The sequence below is a fragment of the Nocardioides bruguierae genome (assembly GCF_023656415.1).
Classification (GTDB): domain Bacteria; phylum Actinomycetota; class Actinomycetes; order Propionibacteriales; family Nocardioidaceae; genus Nocardioides; species Nocardioides bruguierae.
This window is the reverse complement of record NZ_JAMOIL010000005.1, coordinates 161,602-181,645: the sequence shown is the minus strand read 5'-3', so window position 1 is coordinate 181,645 and position 20,044 is coordinate 161,602. Positions and strand designations below refer to the sequence as shown.

Here is a 20,044-nt window from a genome sequence, read left to right as displayed (position 1 = left end):
CTCAGGCCTGGGTGGCGGCCGTGTCCAGCGGGGCGCCCTGCGGGCGCGAGCAGGGCAGGAGGATCTGGTCGATGATCCGGGTGACGGTCTCGTCGTCCGGGGTCTCGCCGAGGACGAACACGCGGTGCAGCACGATGCCCGACAGCGCGCTCTCGACGAGGTCGAGGTCGAGGTCCGGGCGGACCTCACCGCGGTCGCGGGCGCGCTCCCAGACGGTGCGGGAGGCGTGGATCTGGGGCGCGACCACCGCGCTGCGGAACGCGTCGGCGAACTCCGGGTCACGGGCGATGGCGGCGGCGATGCCGGCCATCATGGCGGCCTGACGGGGGTCGGTGACGCCCTCCTTGCCGCAGAACATGGCCTGGAGGTCGGTGCGCAGGGTGCCGGTGTCCGGCACCGGACGGGACCTCTTGTGGGCGGCCAGCGCGGCCGCCACGAGGGTCGTCTTGTCGGCCCAGCGTCGGTACAGCGTGGCCTTGGAGGCACTGGCCCGCTGGGCCACGGCGTCCATGGTCAGGCGGTCGATGCCGACCTCGAGGAGCACCTCGAGGGCCGAGGCGAGGATCTCGCTCTCGCGGTCACCCTCGACGCGGGGCCGGGTGCCGGGCTCGACGGGGGTCATGCGGGTCCTTCCTACGCTGGTGGCGGACAGCGATGGAACGAAACTGTTTCGTACCAACGGACGAAACGGTACGGTTTCGTTTCACCCGTGGCAAGCGTGTTCCGCGTCACTGTCCAGGGGCTGATCGCGAGCTCGGTGCCGAGTCCGGCGCCGAGCCCAGCACCGAGTCCAGCACCGACCACCGACAGTCGGCACGCGTCGTCGCGGCAGCACCGCCGACCGGGGACGACGCCGGGGCGATCCCGGGAGCGGAAGGAGAGGGGAGGCGGACGCTCAGACGGCGTCGGCGGAGCGGAGCACGTCCAGGCACCCGTCCAGCGCCGCGGCGTGCCAGGCGGGCACCCGACGCAGCATGTAGTGGCCGACCGGACCCATCGGCGTGAACGCCGCGGACGCGGTGAGCCGCCCGGCGCGCTCCACGTAGGCCGCGGTCATGGTCGCGGAGGTGATGTGGTCGCCGGTGCCGTGGGCGGCCCGCAGGTGCCGGCCGGTCAGGGCGGTCACCGGGTCGTCGGGCTGCCACCACGGCGCGAGGCCGACGACCCCGACGACCTGCGGGTCGTCCGCCTCGTGCACGGCCACGCGGGCGCCCATGGAGTGCCCCAGCAGGACGACGGGCAGGTCGCCGTGCTCGGCGCGGACCTGGGCCAGGGCGGCCCGGGCGTCGGCGCGGACGACGGCGCCGTCACCGTTCCAGCCGCGCTCGGAGTAGCGCAGCAGCCAGGTCGCCACGCCGGCGTCGGCGAGGCCCGCGGCGATGTCGCGCTGGACCGCACGCATCCGGTGCCACGAGGCGCTGCGGCCGGTGACCGGGGCGGTGGAGCGGACGGTGCCCCCGTGCAGGGCCAGGACCAGGGCACGGGGCCGGGCCACGTCCTCGCGCACGAGGCGCTCCGACGGCAGCGGCGCCGGGACGGTGCTCTCGTGGGCCTCGTCGATCTCGTGGGGGTGCACGGGGCTCGCGGGGGCGTCGGGGGAGCCCTCGCGGGGGCCGGGGTGGGGCACGGGCACGCTCCTGGTTCGTCGTGGCCAGTGAACCGGATGGGTGGCGTCCGCGCGCTCGCCGCCAGGGGTGGGGTCAGGGGTGCGGTCAGGGGTGGGTCCAGGGGTGGGACCGGGCTGTCGGAGCGGCGCGGCAAGATGTCCTCCATGAGCGAGGCCCCCACCCCCAGCAGCCCCACCGCCGCCGAGCCGACCCCGGCCGAGGCACGCGAGGAGCACCGGCTGCTGGCCGAGGAGGTCGAGGACGCGCGCTGGCGGTACTACGTGCTCGACAGCCCCACGCTGGACGACGCGGAGTTCGACCGCCGCATGCGCCGGCTGGAGGAGCTGGAGGCGGCCCACCCGGACCTGCGCACGCCCGACAGCCCGACCCAGAAGGTCGGCGGTGCGGTCTCCACCGACTTCGCCGCGCACGACCACCTCCAGCGCATGGAGAGCCTCGACAACGCCTTCGACGGCGACGAGCTGCTCGCCTGGTACGAGCGACTGGCGCGCGACGGCGTCGAGGAGCCCGCCCTGCTGTGCGAGCTCAAGGTCGACGGCTTGGCGATCAACCTTCTCTACGAGGACGGTCGCCTGGTGCGGGCGCTGACCCGCGGTGACGGCACCACGGGTGAGGACGTCACGCCGAACGTCCGCACGATCGGGTCGGTGCCCACGCGCCTGACGGGCACCGACGAGTTCCCCGTGCCGAGGCTGGTGGAGGTGCGCGGCGAGGTCTTCCTGCCCGTGGCCGCCTTCGAGCGGCTCAACGAGGCGATGGCGGACGCGGGCAAGCCGGTGTTCGCGAACCCGCGCAACGCGGCGGCCGGCTCGCTGCGGCAGAAGGACCCCCGGGTCACCGCCTCGCGGGCGCTGGACATGGTCTGCCACGGCATCGGTGCCCGTGACGGCTTCACGCCTGCGGCACAGTCGCACGCCTACGAGGCGCTGACGGCCTGGGGCCTGCACACCAGCGACCGGGTCCGGGTGCTGCCGACGCTGGCCGACGTCCGCGAGTTCATCTCCTACTACGGGGAGCACCGGCACGACGTCGAGCACGAGATCGACGGCGTCGTGGTCAAGGTCGACGACACCGCGCTGCAGCGGCGCCTCGGCTCCACCAGCCGCGCACCCCGGTGGGCCATCGCTTGGAAGTACCCGCCGGAGGAGGTCAACGCCAAGCTCCTCGACATCCGGGTCAACGTCGGCCGCACCGGCCGGGTGACGCCCTACGGCGTGATGGAGCCGACGAAGGTCGCGGGCTCCACCGTCGAGAACGCGACCCTGCACAACGGGCACGAGGTCAAGCGCAAGGACGTGCGCCCCGGCGACACCGTGGTGCTGCGCAAGGCCGGCGACGTCATCCCCGAGATCCTCGGCCCCGTGCTGGCGCTGCGCCCCGAGGGGCTGCCGGCGTGGGTCATGCCGTCGGAGTGCCCGTCGTGCGGCACGACCCTGGCCGAGCAGAAGGAGGGCGACAAGGACCTGCGCTGCCCCAACCACGAGCAGTGCCCCGGGCAGGTGCGCGAGCGACTCTCCTTCGTGGCCGGCCGCTCCGCCCTCGACATCGACAACCTGGGCTACGAAGGCGTCGTCTCCCTGCTGGACTCCGGTGTCGTCCGCAACGAGGGCGACCTCTTCGCGCTCGACGAGTCGGCGCTGCTGCGCACCGACCTCTACACCCGTGCCGCCAAGAAGGGCGAGGTCGAGGGCGACCCCGAGGGGCAGCGGGTCCTCAACGCCAACGGCCAGGGCTTGCTGGTGGCGCTGGACGCCATCCGGCAGCAGACCCGCGACGTGCCGCTGTGGCGGGTCGTGGTGTCGCTGTCGATCCGGCACGTCGGCCCCACCGCCGCCCGCGCCCTGGCCACCGAGCTCGGCTCGATGGCCGCGATCCGCGGGGCGGACGAGGAGACGCTGGCCGCCATCGACGGCGTGGGCCCGACCATCGCGGCCGCCGTGATCGAGTGGTTCGACGTCGACTGGCACGTCGAGATCGTGGAGAAGTGGGCGGCGTGCGGGGTCTCGATGGAGGACGAGCGGGACGAGTCCGTCCCGCGGACCCTCGAGGGCCTCACCGTCGTCGTGACGGGCAGCCTCGAGGACTTCTCCCGTGACTCCGCGAAGGAGGCGATCCTGAGCCGCGGCGGCAAGGCCGCCGGCTCGGTGTCGAAGAAGACCAGCTTCGTGGTGATCGGCGAGAACGCAGGCTCCAAGGCGGAGAAGGCCGAGCAGCTCGGCGTCCCGATCCTCGACGAGGACGGCTTCAAGGCCCTGCTCGAGCACGGCCCGGCTGCCGTGACCGAGGCCGAGGACCCCGAGGCTCCGGAGGACGCGGCGCAGCCAGAGGGCTGACCCGCGGGGAGGATCAGCGGGCCCGCAGGACGAAGACCTGCTCCTCCAGCCGCTCCGTGCCGCGGCGGGTGAACGGGCCGACCTCGTAGGAGTACGTGAGGTCGACCGCGGTCAGTCGGGTACGGCCCGGCTGCTGGGCCGTGACGAGGACGTAGAGCGCCTCGTCGGCCCCGCCGCCCCAGGTGAACGTCGCGCCGACGGCCGGCTCGGTCGCCTCACACCACCCGGCGAGGCTCGGCCCCACACCCATGGGCTCCTCGTCGGCGCCGCGGCAGACCACCACAGAGATGTCGGCGCGGGTCCCGTCGGTGGTCAGCACCGGGGCGGCGTCCTCGATCGTGATCGTCGTCGCCGCGTCGTCCCCCAACGGCCACGCCACGAGGTAGTAGAGCGAGGCGTCGGCCACGGCCAGTGGGTCCGCGACGAACCAGCCGAACCCTTCGGCTTCCCCCAGCACCGTCGGGTGCGTCCACCACCGCCAGCCCTGCACTCCGCCGACCGCCGCCAGGCCGAGGGCGATGACCAGCAGGAGAGCGGCCGCGCGCCTGCGCCTGCGCGAACGTGGTGCCGAGGGGGCGTCGCCTGCGGGCGGGGAGGTCTCGATGGTCGTCGGCACGACGTCAGGGTAGGTGGACGCGCGCTGATGTTGCTCCGGATGCGACGAGAACGACCTCGCCGGTGACGAGGAGAGGGCGTCCAGGGCCGAGGACGGCCCCGGGAGAAGGTCCCGGGGCCGCGGGTCCGCGCAGGGGAGTCCGCCCGGCACAGGGTCGGGCGGGGCGCGGACGCTCGGGGGGATCGGTGGGCTTCACGGCCCATCCAGTTGAACTGTCAACCACGTTATCCGGGACGCGCGGGACCACCGGGCACCGCCGCGGGCGGTCGCTCCTAGGATGGGGCCCATGCCTGACATCACCCGCGACGAGGTGGCCCACCTGGCCGCGCTGTCGAGGATCGACCTGTCGGACGCCGAGCTGGACCACATGGCCCCGCAGCTCTCGGTGATCCTCGACGCGGTCGCCTCGATCACCGGCGTGGTCGGGGACGACGTCCCCGCCACCTCGCACCCGCTGCCCCTGACCAACGTCTTCCGCGAGGACGTCGTCACCCCCGGCCTCACCGCGGAGCAGGCGCTCTCCGGTGCCCCCGAGGTGGAGGAGCAGCGCTTCGCCGTCCCGCGCATCCTGGAGGAGGAGGCATGAGCATCGACCCGACCCGCGCCACCGCCGCGCAGATGGCCGACGCCCTGGCCTCCGGCGAGACCACCTCGGTCGCCCTCACCCGCGCCGCGCTCGAGCGGATCGCCGCCACCGACGGCGACGCCGAGGGCGGCATCCACGCGTTCCTGCACGTCGACGCCGAGGGCGCGCTCGCCCAGGCCGAGGCCTCCGACGCCCGCCGCGCCGCCGGCGCCCCGCTGAGCCCGCTCGACGGCGTGCCCGTCGCGGTGAAGGACGTGCTGGCCACCACCGGCCTGCCCACCACCTGCGGCTCGAAGATGCTCGAGGGCTGGGTGCCGCCGTACGACGCGACCGTCGTGGCCCGCCTCAAGGCCGCCGGCCTGCCGATCCTCGGCAAGACCAACATGGACGAGTTCGCGATGGGCTCCTCCACCGAGCACTCCGCCTACGGCCCCACCCGCAACCCGTGGGACACCACCCGCATCCCGGGCGGCTCCGGCGGCGGCTCGGCCGCGGCCGTGGCCGCGTTCCAGGCCCCGCTGGCGCTGGGCACCGACACCGGTGGCTCGATCCGCCAGCCCGGCGCCGTCACCGGCACCGTCGGCGTGAAGCCCACCTACGGCGCGGTCTCGCGCTACGGCCTCGTGGCGATGGCCAACAGCCTCGACCAGGTCGGCCCCGTGACCCGCACGGTCATGGACTCCGCCCTGCTCCAGGAGCTGATCGGCGGCCACGACCCGCTCGACTCCACCTCCGTGGTCGAGCCGCTGCCCTCCCTCGTCGAGGCGGCCCAGCAGGGCGCGACCGGCGACCTGACGGGCCTCAAGGTCGGCGTCATCACCGAGCTGGGCGGCGACGGCTACCAGGCCGGCGTCCGCGCCCGCTTCACCGAGGCCCTCGACAAGCTGGTCGCCGCCGGCGCCGAGGTCGTCGAGGTCTCCTGCCCGAGCTTCGTCCACGCCCTGGCGGCCTACTACCTGGTCATGCCGTGCGAGGCGTCCTCGAACCTGGCCCGCTTCGACGCCATGCGCTACGGCATCCGCGTGATGCCGGAGAGCAACGACTCCCCGTCGGCCGAGGCCGTCATGCGCGCCACCCGCGACGCCGGCTTCGGCGACGAGGTCAAGCGCCGCATCATCCTCGGCACCTACGCGCTGAGCTCGGGCTACTACGACGCCTACTACGGCACCGCGCAGAAGGTGCGCACGCTCATCCAGCGCGACTTCGACGCGGCGTTCGAGTCCGTGGACGTCCTGGTCAGCCCCACCGCGCCGACCACCGCGTTCAAGCTCGGCGAGAAGCTCGACGACCCGCTGGCGATGTACCTCAACGACCTCGCCACCATCCCGGCGAACCTCGCGGGCGTGCCCGGCATGTCGCTGCCCGCCGGCCTGGCGGAGGAGGACGGGCTGCCCGTCGGCTTCCAGATCCTCGCCCCGCAGCTGGCCGACGACCGGCTCTACCGCGTCGGCGCCGCCCTCGAGGCCGCGCTGGAGAAGGAGTGGGGCGGCCCGCTGCTGGACCAGGCCCCCGAGGTCGCGACCCTCACGAGCACGGAAGGGGCCCTCCGATGAGCGCCACCACCGAGACGCTCGTCGACTTCGACGAGGTCCTCACCCGCTACGAGCCCGCGCTGGGCCTCGAGGTGCACGTCGAGCTGTCGACGGCCACCAAGATGTTCTGCGGCTGCTCCACCGCGTTCGGCGGCGAGCCGAACACCCAGGTCTGCCCGACCTGCCTCGGACTGCCCGGCTCCATGCCGGCGGTCAACAAGGGCGGCGTCGAGGCCGCGATCCGCATCGGCCTCGCGCTGAACTGCGAGATCGCCGAGTGGTGCCGTTTCGCCCGGAAGAACTACTTCTACCCGGACATGCCGAAGAACTTCCAGACCTCCCAGTACGACGAGCCGATCGCGTTCGAGGGGTACATGGACGTCGACGTGGACGGCGAGACCTTCCGCGTCGGCATCGAGCGCGCCCACATGGAGGAGGACACCGGCAAGTCGACCCACGTCGGCGTCACCGGCCGCATCCAGGGCGCCGACTACTCGCTCGTCGACTACAACCGCGCCGGCATCCCCCTGATCGAGATCGTCACCAAGCCGATCACCGGCGCCGGCGCCAAGGCCCCCGAGGTCGCCCGCGCCTACGTGCAGCAGCTGCGCGAGCTGATCGTGGCCCTGGGCGTCTCCGAGGCCCGGATGGACCAGGGCAACCTGCGCGCCGACGTGAACCTCTCGCTCGCCCCGATCGGCACCGAGAAGCTCGGCACCCGCACCGAGACGAAGAACGTGAACTCGTTCCGCTCGGTCGAGCGCGCGGTCCGCTTCGAGATGAGCCGGCACGCCGGCGTCCTCGACGCGGGCGGCAGCATCCTGCAGGAGACGCGCCACTTCCACGAGGACTCGGGCATCACCACGTCCGGGCGCGAGAAGTCGGACGCGGAGGACTACCGCTACTTCCCCGAGCCCGACCTCGTGCCGGTCGCGCCGAGCCGGGAGTGGGTCGAGGAGCTGCGCGGCACCCTGCCCGAGAACCCGACCGCCAAGCGGGCCCGCCTGCAGGCCGAGTGGGGCTTCTCCGACCTGGAGATGCGCGACACCGTCGGTGCCGGCGCGCTCGGCCTGGTCGAGGAGACCATCGCGCTGGGTGCGGCACCGCAGGCCGCCCGCAAGTGGTGGCTCGGCGAGATGGCGCGCAGGGCCAACGACACCGGCGCGGAGATCGCCGAGCTCGGCGTCAGCCCCGCCGACGTCGCCGCCGTCCAGAAGCTCGTGGACGCCGGCACCCTGAACGACAAGCTCGCGCGCCAGGTCTTCGACGGCCTGCTCGCGGGCGAGGGCACGCCCGACGAGATCATCGCCGCCCGCGGCCTCGGCATCGTCTCCGACGACGGTGCGCTCTCGGCGGCCGTCGACAAGGCGATCGAGGCCAACCCGGACGTCGCCGACAAGATCCGTGACGGCAAGGTCGCCGCGGCCGGCGCCCTCATCGGTGCGGTGATGAAGGAGATGCGCGGGCAGGCCGACGCGGGCAAGGTCCGCGAGCTGATCCTGGCCAAGCTCACCTGACCCACCGCCACGCGCGGGTCAAGACCAGAAGGAGCGGCCCCGCTCACCATCCTCCGGGTAGGTGAGCGGGGCCGTTCGTCGTAGGGTGAGCCCACCAACTCCAGACATGCCCGTGCGCGGGGGAAGCCGGTGGAAAGTCCGGCGCTGACCCGCAACCGTAGGCCCGTGCTCGCTGCCCCTGGGGCGTGGCGGCGCGGGCGAGCCGGAACACCTGCACCCGGGCCGTCCTGATCACACGCTGTCGAGGAAAGCAGCGAGTGGGCACGCCGGGCACCGGGTCCGGCAGCGCCTTCTCGCTGTGCAGCGGGAAGGAACACCAGTGAAGACCCCTCTGCGCCGCGTCGCGGCGCTCGCCACCGTCGCGCTGACCACCGGAGCCCTGGCCCTGGGCACGGTCGCCCCGGCCGGCGCCGTCACCGCCCAGAAGCGCGAGACCAAGGCCGCCCAGTGGCTGGCCAAGCAGCCGGCGGAGAACGGCCTCGTCGAGGTCTTCTACGACTACGACGGCTCGACCTACTCCTACTCCGACTACGGCGTCTCCATCGACGTCGCGACCGCCCTCCTCGAGCTGGGCGCCGGTGCGGACACGGTGGACGCGGTGGCCCAGGCCGTCAGCGAGGGCGTGCGTGGCTACACCTACGCCGACGGCGAGGTCCTCGGCTACGCCTCCGCGACCGCCAAGGCGGCCGCCTTCCTCCAGGACGCCGGCCTCAGCCCGGCGAACGCGCAGGACGACCTGATCGTCAACCTCAAGGCCATGCTCAGCACCGACGACGGCATCGTCGGCCGCGTCCAGGACGACACCGGCTACGCCGACACCGCCAACGTCTTCGGCCAGGCGTTCGCCGCACAGGCGCTCGCGGAGGACGGCTCGCGCAAGAAGGCCGCCGCGGCCACCCGGTTCCTGCTGCGCCAGCAGTGCGACGAGGGGTACTTCCGGCTGAACTTCAACGACGCCTCGGCCAAGCGCCAGGGCTGCAAGAGCGGTGCCGGCGACTCCGGTGCCGACACCGACAGCACCGCCCAGGCCGTCCTGTCGCTCACGGCCATCGCCTCCTCCGGCTCCCCGGTGCTCGTCCGCAAGGTCGACGCCGCGCTGGCCGACGCCCTGTCGTGGCTGCGCTCCGGCCAGAAGCGCAACGGCTCCTACGGCGGTGGCTCCAGCACGGAGTCGTCCAACACCGACTCCACCGGCCTGGCCGCCCGGGCCCTGACCGCCCTCGGTGCCTGCACCCGGGCCCAGGACGCGGCCCAGTGGATCACCCGCTCCCAGGTGCTCGGCGCCCGCAGCGGCGACGCGCTCGCCGGCCAGAACGGCGCCATCGCCTACGACCCGAAGACCCGCCGCACCGGCGAGTCGGACGGCATCAGCGACACCGGTGCCTACCAGTGGCAGAAGGCCACCGCCGACGCCGCCCCGGCGCTGGCGAGCCTGACGATCGCCGGTTGCTAGGGCTGATCGTGCCCACCGGCACGGCCACCAGGGCCACCCGGGCCGCCGCGGGCCTCGTGCTCGCGGCGGCCTCGGCCTGCCTGGGCTCGCTCGCCCTCGCCGCGCCCGCCGGCGCCGCCACCTGCGCGGACGCCGGCGGGGTCAGCGTCGTGGTCGAGTTCAACGGCCTCGGCGGAGGCGTGCAGACCGCGTGCGTGGACGGCGGCGGGGACACCGCGGCCACCCTGCTCACCGCGGCCGGGCACAGCCTCACCCAGCCCACGCGCCAGCCCGGCTTCATCTGCCGGGTCGACGGCGTCCCGGCCGACGACCCGTGCGTGAACACCCCGCCTGCCAGCGCGTACTGGAACCTGTGGTGGAGCGACGGCGAGGGCGGCTGGACCTACTCGCAGCAGGGCGCCTGGTCGCTCACGGTGCCCGCGGGCGGCTCCGTCGCCGTCACCTGGGACGACCAGAGCGGCACCGTCACCCCGGCCACCAGCGCCCCGCAGCACGGCGCGTCCGCGTCGCCCACGTCGGGCTCCGGCTCGGGCTCCGGCTCGGGCAGCGGGTCCTCCGGCAGCTCCGGCAAGGGCAGCTCGGGTGGCTCGGGCTCCGGCTCGGGCGGTTCCGGCGGCTCGGGCGGCTCCGGCTCCTCGGGCTCCGGCTCGTCCAGCAGCGCCTCGGCCGACGCGAGCGCCGACCCCTCGACGGACCCGTCCGCCGAGGCCGGCGACGACGCCACCGCGTCCGCCACCGACGACGCCCGGGCGAAGGCCCGGCGGGCCGAGCGGCGCCAGGCCGCGCGTGCGGCCGCCTCGGCGAGCGCGGAGGCGTCCGCGAGCGCCGAGCCGAGCACGGACCCGAGCGCCGAGGCGACCGACGACGGGGACACCGTCAGCGACGACACGTCTCTGGCGGCGTCCGAGACCGACGGCGGCATCCCCGCCGGGATCGCCGGCGCCGCCGTGCTGGCGGTGCTCCTCGGCGCGGGCGGCGTCGCCCTCGCCCGCCGCCACCGGGCCCGCACCGCCACGGGCAGCAGCAACACAGGGAACGGGGGACCCGACCCCCGGTGACCAGCACCCAGGACCGCTCCTCCGCGCCCGGCACCCCGGACGCGGTCCCCGCCGCGCCCACGGGCCGGGCCGGGGGAGAGGTCCAGGGTGGGCCGGGTGGACCCACGAGCGCGGCCGCCCGCGCCCGCACCGGTGCCGGTCGACGGCTCCTCGCGCGCGCCCGCGCGGCCCGGCTCCCGCGCGACCTGCACCCGGTCGCGTGGTGGGTCTGGGCCCTCGGCCTGGCCACGGCGGCCTCGCTGACCACCAACCCGTTCGCGCTGCTGCTGCTCGTCGGGTCGGCGGCGCTCGTCGTCTCCGCACGCCACGGCGACCAGCCCTGGTCGCGCTCCTTCCGGTTCTACCTCGCCCTGGGGGCCGCGATCGTGGCCCTGCGGGTCACCTTCCGCGTGCTGCTGGGCGGCGCCTACGCCACCGGTCCGGTGCTGCTGGACCTGCCGAGCATCCCGCTGCCCGGGTTCGCCGCCGGCATCGCGCTGCTCGGCCCGGTGACCACGTCCACCGTGCTCAGCGGGCTCTACGACGGCCTCCGGCTGGCCGCCATCGTCATCGCCGTGGGTGCCGCGAACGCGCTGGCCAACCCCAAGCGGCTCCTGCGCTCGGTGCCCGCGGCGCTCTACGAGGTCGGCACGGCCCTGGTCGTCGCGGTCACGGTGCTGCCGCAGTTGGCCGAGTCCGTGCAGCGGGTGCGCGCCGCGCAGTCGCTGCGCTCCGGCCCCAGCGGGCGGGTGCGCGGCCTGCGACGCCTCCTGGTCCCGGTGCTGGAGGACGCGCTCGAGCGGTCCCTGGCGATGGCGGCCAGCATGGACGCCCGCGGCTACGGCCGCACCGCCGGCGCCGACGCCCGCTCCCGGCGACGCACCGGGGCGCTCATGCTCACCGGCCTGGTCGGCGTCTGCGTCGGCGTCTACGCCGTGCTCGACCAGACCGCCCCGCGGGTGCTGGCCCTGCCCATGCTGGGGGTCGGGCTGCTCGCCGCCGTCCTGGGGCTGCGCGCGGCGGGCGCCCGCGTGCCCCGCACCCGCTACCGCCCCGACCGCTGGCGCTGGCCCGAGGTCGTCGTCGCCCTCGGCGGCCTGGCCGTCGGCGTGCTGGCCTGGCACACCTCCACCCACCAGGTCGCGCTCGCCTACCCGGGCACCGACGCCCTGCCGGGCCTCGCGCCGGGCGCCCTGGTGGTCTGCGTCGTGGCCGTGCTCACCGGCCTCGTCGCACCGCCTCCGCCGGTGACGGGGGACGACGCATGAGCGCCCCGCTGCTGGAGCTGCGCGGGATCACCTTCAGCCACCCCGCCACCGCCGAGTCCCCGGCCCGCCGCGTGCTCAGCGGCGTCGACCTCGTCGTGGAGGAGGGCGAGCTGACCGTGCTCGCCGGCCCCACCGGCGTCGGCAAGTCCACGCTCCTCGGGGTCGTCGCCGGGCAGGTGCCCCGCTTCACCGGCGGCGTGCTGGCCGGCGACGTGCTGCTCGACGGCGCCTCGGTGCTGCAGGCGCCACCGCGCGAGCGCGCCCACCTGGTCGGCTACGTCGGCCAGGACCCGGCCCTGGGCTTCGTCACCGACACGGTCGAGGAGGAGCTGGCCTACGGCATGGAGCAGCTCGGGGTCGCCCCCGGCACCATGCGCCGTCGGGTCGAGGAGACGCTCGACCTGCTCGGCATCGCCGACCTGCGCGCCCGGGCGCTGCGCACGCTCTCCGGCGGCCAGCAGCAGCGGGTCGCGGTCGGCGCCGTGCTCACGATGCACCCGCGGCTCCTGGTGCTCGACGAGCCCACCTCGGCCCTCGACCCGACCGCGGCCGAGGAGGTGCTCTCGACACTCACCCGCCTCGTCCACGACCTCGGCACCAGCGTGCTCGTCGCCGAGCACCGGCTCGAGCGGGTGGTGCCCTTCGCCGACACCCTGGCCCTGCTCGGCACCGACGGGCACCTGGACGTCGGCGCCCCGGCCGGCCTCCTCGCGACCGCGCCCGTGGCGCCCCCGCTGGTCGAGCTCGGCCGGGCCGCCGGCTGGAGCCCGCTGCCGCTCTCGGTCCGCGATGCCCGCCGCCGCGCCCGCGGCCTCACCACCGACCTGCCCGCGCCCGCGACCCCCGTCCGCGAGCGCCCGCCCGGCGGCCTCGGCGCCCGCGACCTCACCGTCACCGTCGGGCCGGGCGGGCGGCACGTCGCCGTCCGTGAGCTGGACCTCGACCTGCCCACCGGCCGCGTCACCGCCCTCATGGGGCGCAACGGCGCCGGCAAGTCCACGCTCCTGTGGACGCTCCAGGGCACCCGCGAGCGCGCGGGCGGCAGCGTCGTGGTCGTGCCCGACCCCGACCAGCACGGCGGCGGCACCGACCCCGCACGCCTGCCCGCGGACGCGCGCCGCGGCCTCGTCGGCCTCCTCCCGCAGGACGCCGGCGACCTGCTGTACCTGGAGACCGTGGCCGAGGAGCTGGCCAGCGCGGACCGCGAGGCCGAGGCCCCCGGCACGGCCCGGGCGCTGCTCGACACCCTCGCGCCCGGCGTGCGCGACGAGGCCCACCCGCGCGACCTGTCCGAGGGGCAGCGACTCGCGCTGGCCCTGGTGCTGGTGCTCGTCCCGCGGCCGCCGGTGCTCCTGCTCGACGAGCCGACCCGCGGCCTGGACTACCGCGCCAAGGGCGCGCTGGCCGCGGCCCTGCGCTCGCTCGCGGACGAGGGCCGGGCGGTGCTGGTGGCCACCCACGACGTGGAGTTCGCCGCCCTCGTCGCCGATGACGCGGTCGTGATGGCCGAGGGCGAGGTGGTCTCGGCGGGGCCCGCTCGCGCCGTGCTCGCGGAGTCCCCGGCGTTCAGCCCCCAGGTGACCAAGGTGCTCGGCGCCCCCTGGCTGGTCGTGGACGAGGTCCGCGCCGCCCTGGCCGGTTCGGGAGGTGCGCGATGACGGCCGCCCCCGACCCCCGCCTCGAGACCGGCCTCGAGACCCGCCTCCACCAGGACGTGACGGCGGCGGTGCCGCTGAGCCGCCGCTCGGCGCTGGTGCTCGGTCTGGCGTCGCTGGCCGGGCTGATGATGCTGGTCTGGCCGCTGCTGGTGCAGGTGCCTCCCGGCTGGGCGGGGGACCAGCGGATGGACCCGCCGTTCCTGTTCCTGGCGCTGCTGCCGGTCGTGGTGGCCGTGGTGCTGGCCGAGATCTCCGAGGGCGGCCTGGACGCCCGGGTGCTGGCCCTGCTGGGGGTGCTGAGCGCCGTCAACGCGGTCGCGCGGGCGCTCTCCCCGGGGCTGGCGGGCATCGAGCTGGTCTTCTTCCTGCTGATCCTGGCGGGCCGGGTGCTCGGCCCCGGGTTCGGCTTCGCGCTGGGCTGCACCTCGTTGCTCGCCTCCGCGCTGATGACCGGCGGCGTGGGGCCGTGGCTGCCGTTCCAGATGCTCTGCTCGGCCTGGGTGGGGATGCTGGCGGGCCTGCTGCCGCAGCGGCTCGGTGGACGCCCGCTGCGCGGTGCCGCGGAGATCGCGCTGCTGGCGGTCTACGGGGTGCTGGCCGCCTACCTGTTCGGCGCCCTGATGAACCTCTCGTCCTGGCCGTTCGCGCTGGGCGTCGCGGTGCCCGGCCACGAGGGCGACCTCACCTACGTGCCCGGTGCCCCGCTGCTGGAGAACCTCCAGCGCTTCGGCGTCTACACGCTGCTGACCTCCACCGGCGGGTGGGACTCCGTCCGCGCCGTCACCAACGCGGTCGCGGTCGTGGTGCTGGGCCCCAGCATCCTCGCGGTGCTGCGTCGGGCCGCGCGGCGCGCGACCGTGACGGGCCGCGTCGAGCAGGGCCAGGAGGCCGCGGACGAGTCGACGGGCGGGGTCAGCGAGCGCTGACGCCCCGGGGCTCGGCACCGGCGCGGCCCGCAGAGGCCACCGCAGGGGCCACGGCCTGCTCGCGCAGGCGCAGGAACTCCTCCACGTCCTCGCGCTCGGCGCGGGCGGCGGCGAGCGCGGTGGCGGCGAGCATCGCGTTGCGGCGCGAGCCCAGCGTGCTCGACTCGACCACGTGCTCGGCGGCACGGCGGATCACGGCCATCGGCGCGCGCGGCCGCTCGGCCACGAGACGCAGCAGCGGGGTGCGCGGTGCGTGGGTCACGGCTCGCCTCCGAGGGGAGTGGTCGGCCGGCGGGCTGGAGCTGCCGGCACCGTCCACGCTAGGAGCGCTCGGGAGCCTCCGGGCTAACGCCGTGCGACCGTTCTGTGACGGGCACCAGCCCCGACGGGTCCGGTACCACCACCGGCTCCCCGGGGCGGGCCGCCGGAGCGGGTCGCCCCGACGCTGGCCACCACCACGCACACGATCGCCGCCCACTGGGCCGCCCCCAGCAGCTCGCCGAGCACGAGCAGGCCGGCGAGCGCGGCCGCGGCGGGCTCCAGGCTCATGAGGATGCCGAAGACGGAGGGGCGCAGCGTCCGCAGCGCCACCAGCTCGCACGAGTAGGGGACGACGGAGGAGAGCAGCCCCACCGCCGCGCCCAGCAGCAGCACGTGCGGGTCGGTCAGCGCGGAGTCGTGCCCGCCGGTCGCGACCGGCCCCAGCACGAACGGGGTGAGCCCCAGGGTGGCCACCGTGCTGGCCACGGCCAGACCGTCCAGGCCCTCCCAGGCGGCCCCGGTGCGGGCGCTGGCGAGGATGTAGGTGGCCCACGCGGCACCCGCGAGGAGCGCCAGCAGCGCGCCGACGAGCGTGAGGCCGCCGTCGCCGAGGCCGAGCAGTGCCACGCCGAGCCCGGCGAGCCCCACCCAGACCAGGTCACGGGCGCGGCGGGAGCCGGCCACCGCCAGCAGCAGCGGCCCGACGAACTCCAGGGTGACGGCCACGCCGAGGGGGATCCGGGCGAAGGACTGGTAGATGGCCCAGTTCATCAGTCCGAGGCTCGCGCCGAAGGCGAGGACGACGCCCCAGTCGGCGCGGCTGCGGCCGCGCACCCGCGGCCGCACGAACGCCAGCAGCAGCACCGAGCTGGTGACCAGCCGCAGCCAGACCAACGTGGTCGGCGAGGCCTCGTCGAACAGGGACTTGGCCACGCCGGCGCCCAGCTGCACCGACGCGATGCCGATCAGCACGAGCACGACCGGGGGCACCCGGGGCCGGGTCGGCCGGGGTGCCGCGGGGGCGGGGGAGCGTGCGGTCACCCGGGCAGCCTAGGGTCCGCGGACGAGGTGCCCGACATCCGTCCCACGGCGGCGGCGCGGCGTCGGCGCGGCGTCAGCCCCAGTACCGTCCACACCGGTCGTGCCGACGTGCCCCGGCAGCCGGACGTGGGCCCACCTGCACCGGACCAGCCAGGTCCGCAGTTCCGCTCGCGCGAGGGCCGCCCTGACCCTAGGCTCGCCCACATGGGTGAGTTCCAGATCGCGCGGAGCACGAGGGTCGCCGCGGACCCGGCGGACGTGCAGGCGCTCGTCGTCGACTTCCACCGGTGGCGCTCCTGGTCGCCGTGGGAGGACACGGACCCGGGCATGGAGCGGGTCTACAGCGGCGCCGAGTCCGGCGTCGGGGCCGCCTACGCGTGGTCGGGCAACCGCAAGGCCGGTGCCGGCTCGATGCGCATCGTCGAGGTCACGCCCACCGCGGTGACCGTGGGCCTGGCCTTCACCCGGCCCATGCGGGCCGAGAACACGGTGGTCTTCGGCACCGAGCCGGTCGCCGACGGCACGTTGGTCACCTGGACGATGCAGGGCGTGCACGCCGGCCTCATGGGGCTGCTCGCCCGGTTCGTGCCGATGGAGAAGCTGGTCGCGGGCGACTTCGAGAAGGGCCTGGCCGCCATGAAGGCGCAGCTGGAGGCCGGCGTCCCCGAGGCCTGAGACAGGCCTCCCCGGCTCAGTACTCCCCGTCGATCGTCGGGTCGGGGCCCAGCGCCGAGTTCATCGGCTGGCTCATCGCCGTGGCGGTGGCCTCGTCGACGTCCTCGTCCAGCGCGATCGGCTCCGGCACCCCCGCGGTGATCCGCGTGCCGTCGGCGCGCACGCCGCCCAGCTGGGGCTTCTCGGTCAGCGTGCCGGCCAGCCGGGTGCCGCGTCCGTCGAGCTCGACCCGCACCGGCGCGCCCGGCGCCACCACGTGCTCGGTGCCGCGGACGCTGATGGTGACCGGCTCGGTGCCCTCCACGACCTCCACGGAGAAGAAGTCCGCCTCCAGGTGCAGCTGGAGACGCGTGCCGTGCCAGACCAGGCCCGAGCGCAGCAGCGGGAACGTGTCCGGCAGCCGCGGGTCGAACGAGAGCCGCCCGCCCCGGTCGCGCATGCCGGCGAAGCCACAGACCAGCGCGGACCAGATGCCGCCGGTGGAGGCGATGTGCATGCCGTCCACGGTGTTGCCGTGCAGGTTGGCCAGGTCGACGTAGAGGGAGTTGAGGAAGTAGCTCCAGGCCACCTCGTGGTAGCCGACCTCGGCCGCCACGATCGACTGCACGACCGCCGACAGCGTCGAGTCGCCGGTGGTGATCGGGTCGTAGTACTCGAAGTCGGCGCGCTTCTCCTCGGGCGTGAACCGGTCGCCCTGGAGGAACAGCGCGAGCACCACGTCCGCCTGCTTGAGCACCTGGAACCGGTAGATCACCAGCGGGTGGTAGTGCAGCAGCAGCGGGCGCAGCTCGTCGGGCGTCTTGGAGAGGTCCCAGACCTCGCGGTCGAGGAAGAAGTCGTCCTGCGGGTGGATGCCAAGGCCGGCGTCGAACGGCACGTGCATCCCGGCCGCGCAGCGGCGCCACTCCTCGATCTCGTCCTCGGAGATGTCGAGGCGGCGGCGCACCTGGTGCCAGTCCTCGGGGAAGTCCTTCTCGACGATCTCGCAGGCGGCGACGGCCTCCTCGAGGTTGTAGCGCGCCATCACGTTGGTGAACAGGTTGTTGTTCACGACCGTCGTGTACTCGTCCGGGCCGGTCACGCCGTGGATGTGGAACGAGGGGGTGCCGTTGGAGCGCCAGAAGCCCAGGTCGGCCCACATGCGCGCGGTCTCCACGAGGATGTCGATGCCGTCGCGGACCAGGAAGCCGCGGTCGCCGGTGGCGTTGACGTACTGGCTCAGCGCGTAGGCGACGTCGGCGTCGATGTGCACCTGCGCGGTGCCGGCGGCGTAGTAGGCCGAGGCCTCCTCGCCGCTGATCGTGCGCCACGGGAACAGCGCACCCGACTGGGCCATCTCGCGGGCGCGCTGACGCGCGGCCGGCAGCATCCGGGAGCGGAAGTGCATGAGGTTACGCGCCAGCTGCGGCTGGGTGTAGGTCAGGAACGGCGAGACGTAGATCTCGGAGTCCCAGAAGTAGTGGCCCTCGTAGCCGGAGCCGGTCACGCCCTTGGCGGGCACGCCCTGCTGGTCAGCGCGCGCGGAGGCCTGCGCCAGGCTGAACAGGTTGAAGCGGATGGCCTGCTGCACGGCCAGCTGCTCGGCGTCGGCGTGCTCGTCGGTGACCAGCACGTCGGCGGTCTCCCAGAACGCGTCGTACCAGGCGCGCTGGTCGGCGTGGTAGGCCTCGATGCCGTGCCGCGTGGCCCGGTCCAGCGTGCGGTTGCAGCGGTCGGAGAGCTCGCGCACGGGCACGCCGCGGGAGGTGTGGTAGGCGACGTACTTGTCCACGCGGATGCTCTGGCCGGCGCAGGCGTCGGCGCGGAAGACCATCTTGGCGAGGTCCTCGTCGCCGCGCACGACGGTCTCGTGGTCGGCCTGCGTGGTGAGGACGTGGTCGGCACCCACGGCGATGGTCATGGCCGAGTTCGCGCACTGGTAGCCCAGCATCATCCGGTCCTGGCGGGCGTAGTGCACGCGCGGCAGGAGCACGCGGTCCTCGAACTTCGCGGCCTTGCGCGGGTCGACGCCCTCGCCCATGGCGGCGGACGGGTCGTGGTACTCGTCCTTGCCGTCCTGGCGGTTGAGCAGCTGGGAGGAGATGACGATGGGGGCGTCGCCCTCGAGCATCGTCACCTCGAGGCTGAGCAGCGCGAGGTGGCGCTGCGTCATCGAGACCATCCGGGAGGACTCGACCTTCACCCGCTTGCCGGCCGGGGTGCGCCAGATCAGCGTGCGGCGCAGGACGCCGTCGCGGAAGTCCAGGCTGCGCTCGTAGTGCTCCAGGTCGGCGGTGCCCAGGATGAGCGGCTCGTCGTCGACGTAGACCTTCATCAGCTTGGCGTCGGGGACGTTGACGATGGTCTGGCCGGTGCGGGCGAAGCCGAAGGCGGCCTCGGCGTGCCGGATCGGCCAGGTCTCGTGGAAGCCGTTGACGAAGGTGCCGTGCGCGTAGGCGTCCCGGCCCTCCTCGGGGTTGGCGCGCATGCCCAGGTAGCCGTTGGCGACGCTGAACAGCGTCTCGGTCACGCCGAGGTCGTGGGAGCGGTAGGCCCACTCCGTCAGCTTCCAGGGGTCCAGCCCGAAGCGGCTGCGGTCCAGCGGGTCGCTGTGGACGTGGACGCGGCTCATGCGGGGCCTCCGGGGACGAGCTCGGCGAGGTCGGAACAGACGAGGGTGGCGCCGTTCTCGCGCAGGGTCTCCAGCCCCACGCCGCGGTCGACACCGATGACCTCGGCGAAGTCGCCGGCCGCACCGGCACGCACGCCGGAGACGGCGTCCTCGACGACGACCGCCTGCGAGGACGGGACGCCGAGGCGCTCGGCGCCCGCCAGGTAGGTGTCGGGCGCGGGCTTGCCCGGCAGGCCGTCGGTCGCGGCGACCTTGCCGTCCACGACGACGCCGAAGCGGTCGGCGATCCCGGCGGCGGCCAGCACCGCGGGTGCGTTGGCCGAGGAGGAGACGACGGCCAGGGGCACGCCGATCTCGGCCAGGTGGTCGAGCAGGAGGACGGAGCCCGGGTAGGGCTCGACGCCGTCACGCTCGAGCACCTCGTTGAAGGCGAGGTTCTTGCGGTTGCCGAGCCCGCGGACGGTCACTTCGTCGGCGTCGTCGTCCGCGGAGCCCTCCGGCAGCTCGATCCCGCGGGAGGCGAGGAAGTCGCGCACGCCGTCGTAGCGGGGCTTGCCGTCGACGTGGGCGAAGTAGTCGGCGTCGGTGTACTCCGAGGTGTCGGCACCCTCGTCGTCCACGGTCGCGAGGAAGGCGTTGAACATCTCGCCCCACGCGACCATGTGCACCTCGGCGGTCGGCGTGAGCACGCCGTCGAGGTCGAAGAGGACGGCGCCGACGGAACGCCAGTCGGGGGTGCTGCCGGGCGTGATCGTCTCCTGGGTCACCAGGCGAGCGTAGGCGGTGCGTCGCGCGTCACCTAGCAGGAGGGCCTGAGACGCATCTGACACCCGGGGGAGGGTGTGCGGCGGTCCGGACAGGTGCCCGGGAGTGACCCACCTCGCTTCCGCTCAGCAGAAGGG

General features: G+C 74.4%; 17 protein-coding genes and 1 riboswitch. Of the genes, 10 read left to right on the top strand and 7 right to left on the bottom strand.

The window, feature by feature from the left end; all coding sequences use genetic code 11:
• Window position 1: 1 nt before the first annotated feature.
• The gene (locus M8330_RS05560) at window positions 2–622 is read right to left on the bottom strand and encodes a TetR/AcrR family transcriptional regulator (RefSeq protein WP_250055508.1); all 621 of its coding nucleotides are present in this window, start codon (window positions 620–622) and stop codon (window positions 2–4) included.
• A 273-nt stretch (window positions 623–895) separates the two neighbouring features.
• A complete protein-coding gene (locus M8330_RS05555; protein ID WP_250826516.1) occupies window positions 896–1,627 on the bottom strand; it encodes an alpha/beta fold hydrolase in 732 nt (243 codons plus the stop codon).
• 144 nt (window positions 1,628–1,771) lie between these two features.
• Between M8330_RS05555 and ligA the strand changes: the two genes are divergently transcribed.
• Window positions 1,772–3,961, top strand: a complete 2,190-nt coding sequence (gene ligA / locus M8330_RS05550) for an NAD-dependent DNA ligase LigA (RefSeq protein WP_250826515.1) — start codon at window positions 1,772–1,774, stop codon at window positions 3,959–3,961.
• A 13-nt stretch (window positions 3,962–3,974) separates the two neighbouring features.
• Here ligA and M8330_RS05545 read toward each other — a convergent pair whose 3' ends face one another.
• Entirely contained in the window at window positions 3,975–4,577 is a 603-nt protein-coding gene (locus tag M8330_RS05545; protein ID WP_250055514.1) for a hypothetical protein, read from the bottom strand.
• A 286-nt stretch (window positions 4,578–4,863) separates the two neighbouring features.
• Between M8330_RS05545 and gatC the strand changes: the two genes are divergently transcribed.
• The 8 genes from gatC (at window position 4,864) to M8330_RS05505 (ending at window position 14,554) form a co-directional block, all read left to right on the top strand.
• The gene (gene gatC, locus M8330_RS05540; protein ID WP_250826514.1) at window positions 4,864–5,163 is read left to right on the top strand and encodes an Asp-tRNA(Asn)/Glu-tRNA(Gln) amidotransferase subunit GatC; all 300 of its coding nucleotides are present in this window, start codon (window positions 4,864–4,866) and stop codon (window positions 5,161–5,163) included.
• A complete protein-coding gene (gatA, locus tag M8330_RS05535; protein WP_250826513.1) occupies window positions 5,160–6,716 on the top strand; it encodes an Asp-tRNA(Asn)/Glu-tRNA(Gln) amidotransferase subunit GatA in 1,557 nt (518 codons plus the stop codon). The genes gatC and gatA overlap by 4 nt, the downstream gene beginning before the upstream one ends.
• Entirely contained in the window at window positions 6,713–8,212 is a 1,500-nt protein-coding gene (gene gatB, locus M8330_RS05530) for an Asp-tRNA(Asn)/Glu-tRNA(Gln) amidotransferase subunit GatB (protein ID WP_250826512.1), read from the top strand. The genes gatA and gatB overlap by 4 nt, the downstream gene beginning before the upstream one ends.
• Before the next feature lie 120 nt (window positions 8,213–8,332).
• Window positions 8,333–8,424: riboswitch (cobalamin riboswitch) on the top strand.
• A gap of 107 nt (window positions 8,425–8,531) precedes the next feature.
• Entirely contained in the window at window positions 8,532–9,665 is a 1,134-nt protein-coding gene (locus M8330_RS05525) for a prenyltransferase/squalene oxidase repeat-containing protein (protein WP_250826511.1), read from the top strand.
• 8 nt (window positions 9,666–9,673) lie between these two features.
• Window positions 9,674–10,723: a hypothetical protein gene (locus tag M8330_RS05520; RefSeq protein ID WP_250826510.1), complete on the top strand. Its 1,050-nt coding sequence runs from the start codon at window positions 9,674–9,676 to the stop codon at window positions 10,721–10,723.
• A complete protein-coding gene (locus M8330_RS05515) occupies window positions 10,720–11,970 on the top strand; it encodes an energy-coupling factor transporter transmembrane component T family protein (RefSeq protein WP_250826509.1) in 1,251 nt (416 codons plus the stop codon). Before M8330_RS05520 ends, M8330_RS05515 begins: the two co-directional genes overlap by 4 nt.
• Window positions 11,967–13,628: an ABC transporter ATP-binding protein gene (locus tag M8330_RS05510; RefSeq protein ID WP_250826508.1), complete on the top strand. Its 1,662-nt coding sequence runs from the start codon at window positions 11,967–11,969 to the stop codon at window positions 13,626–13,628. The genes M8330_RS05515 and M8330_RS05510 overlap by 4 nt, the downstream gene beginning before the upstream one ends.
• Window positions 13,625–14,554, top strand: a complete 930-nt coding sequence (locus tag M8330_RS05505; RefSeq protein ID WP_250055529.1) for an ECF transporter S component — start codon at window positions 13,625–13,627, stop codon at window positions 14,552–14,554. Before M8330_RS05510 ends, M8330_RS05505 begins: the two co-directional genes overlap by 4 nt.
• Here M8330_RS05505 and M8330_RS05500 read toward each other — a convergent pair.
• Complete coding sequence (locus M8330_RS05500; RefSeq protein WP_250826507.1) at window positions 14,541–14,816, bottom strand: hypothetical protein; 276 nt, start codon at window positions 14,814–14,816, stop codon at window positions 14,541–14,543. The genes M8330_RS05505 and M8330_RS05500 overlap by 14 nt on opposite strands.
• An 83-nt stretch (window positions 14,817–14,899) precedes the next feature.
• Window positions 14,900–15,856 (bottom strand): EamA family transporter, encoded by a 957-nt coding sequence (locus M8330_RS05495; RefSeq protein WP_250826506.1) that lies wholly within the window; start codon window positions 15,854–15,856, stop codon window positions 14,900–14,902.
• 204 nt (window positions 15,857–16,060) lie between these two features.
• On the opposite strand from M8330_RS05495, the gene M8330_RS05490 reads away from it, so the two are divergent.
• Window positions 16,061–16,531, top strand: a complete 471-nt coding sequence (locus M8330_RS05490; protein WP_250826505.1) for an SRPBCC family protein — start codon at window positions 16,061–16,063, stop codon at window positions 16,529–16,531.
• A gap of 16 nt (window positions 16,532–16,547) precedes the next feature.
• Here the strand turns inward: M8330_RS05490 and M8330_RS05485 are convergent, their stop codons facing one another.
• Window positions 16,548–19,142 (bottom strand): glycoside hydrolase family 65 protein, encoded by a 2,595-nt coding sequence (locus tag M8330_RS05485; protein WP_250826504.1) that lies wholly within the window; start codon window positions 19,140–19,142, stop codon window positions 16,548–16,550.
• Window positions 19,139–19,909, bottom strand: coding sequence for an HAD family hydrolase (locus M8330_RS05480; RefSeq protein WP_250826503.1), 771 nt, complete (start codon window positions 19,907–19,909; stop codon window positions 19,139–19,141). Before M8330_RS05480 ends, M8330_RS05485 begins: the two co-directional genes overlap by 4 nt.
• Window positions 19,910–20,044: the final 135 nt, after the last annotated feature.